Genomic DNA, 2,807 nt, shown 5'->3' on the forward strand with positions numbered 1-2,807 from the left:
TTCTGGTTCTCGGCGGCCGTGCCGATGAGAGTCACGCTGGTTTTGACGGTGACGCCGCCGTCGGGGATTTCGACGCCTTCGGAATCCTCCGCTCGGGTGATGACCGGTTTTACATCCGGGATAGCCTTGACCGTATAGGTTCGCAGCGGGAAGGACACCGCTTCGGCTTCGGTCAGACTCCCCCCCAACGCTGCCTTGAGTTCGAGGGTGAACGGCGTGTCATGCTTGAGCCCCTGAAGTTCGTTCAAGATCGCTGCGGGAGTGTTGTAATCGTAGTGACTCGTGATCCAGTTTGGATTGGTTTGAGATCCTGGCGGTGTCCAGAGGAGTTTTTCGTACTTGTTGCCATCGGTCAGTGTGCCTTTGATCCACAGCCACACATATTGATTCAGGGCAATCAGTGGCCAGTTGGGGGCGCGAAAAGTGGCGGCAGTTTTGATCACACTCAGATCCAGCTCTGGTCCGTCGCCGCCGTTGGCCGCCTGAAGGATCTTCGGCACGTTCGACTGATTCAACTCCAGTGCCTTTACCGCCAAGGGGAGGACATCCGACGGTAACGGCTCACCGCTGCCGCGTTTCACCGTGTAGCTGACCGTCACCGCTTTGTTCAGGTTAAAGGCCACCACGCTCTTGGCCAGCGGTATCTCCTGCGGCCCGAGCACGGTGACGGTTTCTTCCGGCGCCGTGTGTGAGCCTCCCGCTGGTGTGCCCGCCGCACCGGTCCAGGTGGCAATGATTTTGTCACCGAGCTGCATGCCGGCGTAATCCACAATGGCGGTCAGGGCATCCTTGGCGTCATTCGGGATCAGGCTGAGGTCGTTCGGCGCTTCCTTGATGCGCGGTGCCTTCAGGTCCAGCGCCACACCCACACTGAATGCCTTCTCATCGGAATAACTGGTCGGCCGTCCATCCGCCCATTTGATGGAGTAGAACGCCTCGACCGTTCCCCCTTCATTGTCCTTGATCAACTCGGCGTTGATGGGGAACGGCACCGGTTGACCGGCAGTAAACGAGGACAGCTTGAGCGAGTCGTCATACCGACCGGTTTTCGAGCCCAGCCACACACCGGTCACCTCGTCATCCTTGACGGTGTTCAGGTATTCAACGGTCAACGTGGTGCCGGCCGTGTCCGCCGGCAATGCGCCGTCCACCACGCCGTCCACTTTCGGCTCCGGCAGCTCTTTCCTCGGTTCGCCGACGTTCAGGATCTCGGCGTGAATCGAGTCGCGGATGGCGTGGGTGGCGTTGACGCGGTTCATCGTTCCCAGCACCGCGTCGTCGATCAGCAACTGGTAATACAGATCCAGCGTGCCGCCTTCGATCTGTTTCAGATGAAGGCCCGGGACGTTGATCAGCAAGGGCACACCGGCCGTGATATCGCCATTGGTAATCGGGCGCAGCGGCAGGTCAGGCAGGTAGGTGCTCAGGTCAGGCCGGGTGCCGAGCCAGATCAGCTTGATCGCCTGGCCGGCCGCAAAGGCGCTGTCGAATGGAATCTCGATGCGCGCCTGTGCCAAGTCCGGATCGAGCGCGCCCTGTGCCGCGTCGAGGGCGACAGGGGCCTGTAACCGCTGGATCTCGCCGATGACATTGATGAACTGGGTCTTGGACAGCAGGTCGGCGGAACCGTCGGCTTTTTTCAGGCGAAAGGACAGGCTGATCTGGGTCTTGGCCAACTGCCGCAGCGCGGCATTGGGTATCGGGATCTCGGGGATGCTGGGGACACTGGCCAGCGCCTCGCCGGTGATTTCCATGTCGATCGGTGCCCCTTCAACCGGTGTGCCCTTGAGCCGGACGATGGGGGTGTCACCCACCTTGAACTTGTTGCTGTCCACGGCAAGGATCTGCGCCGTGCCACAGGCATCCCCCAGCTTGTCGGCATCCAGCTCGTTATTCACCGCTTCCTTGCAGATGGGGGCGGCCAGTCTGTCGGTATCGGACTCCACCCTGACACGCTGCGCGTAACTCCAGTCTTCGGAGCGGTTATCGACCATGTCGTAGAGCTCGAAGGCCACGGCGAGACCGGCATCTGCGGAGTCACCCGCCTCGCGAATGGTTGCCTCGGTGATCTGCACGACAAGCGGCACTGTACCGTCGGCCTCCTCCTGAGTCAGCGGCCCGTGGATGACGAACACCCCGCCCCAGGTCACCTGAACCAAATCGCCGGCCGTTGCATTGGCGTAAGGCTGCGGGCCGTCGTCGGAGGGACCAATGGTGATCGGCACACCGGCGGCGATGTTGTCCTTGTCGATGCCGCCATCGAGAATTTCCCTGGGGATCGTCATTTTCAGTTTCGAGTGCCCCGGCCCTTCGTCGGTGTCATGGCCACCGGGGCGGGTGAGCTTGATCAGCACCTGCATCACTTCGGAGGGCTCGGCCGTTCCACCCTGCCGGGTGACGGCGTAGGACAGCGTGGACGAGCCATCACTGAAGCGCGCGGCGGGCACAAACATCGACAGCGCCGTGCCGACCTCATGATCGTCGACGGTTTTGTTGAACACCGGCTGGCCGTCCAAATAAATCACCAACCGGTCGCCCCGGTACATGGACCCCCACGGCCCGGCGCGGCACAACAGGCCCTGTTTGGGGAAGTTGTCCCGCACGGCCGCAAGGTTGAGGCCCCAGACATCCGGCGATTGCGACACGGGGCCGGTGCGCCCGGGAATGTCGAGCGCTTTGAGCAGCAGGGGTGATGAACCAGCGGGAATGTTGACAGCCATGGCGCGAACTCCGATCGAATGGCGGGGCGATGGAGGTATTGAATGGCGCTGAACCGAGGCTGGCTACTGTCAGAAATTACAGGTGCG

General features: G+C 61.7%; 1 pseudogene. It reads right to left on the bottom strand.

The window, feature by feature from the left end:
* Nucleotides 1-2,720: pseudogene (locus CAF79_RS28565) on the bottom strand (hypothetical protein); the annotation flags it as partial.
* Nucleotides 2,721-2,807: the final 87 nt, after the last annotated feature.

The organism is Pseudomonas sp. B26(2017) (assembly GCF_002113045.1).
Lineage (GTDB): Bacteria > Pseudomonadota > Gammaproteobacteria > Pseudomonadales > Pseudomonadaceae > Aquipseudomonas.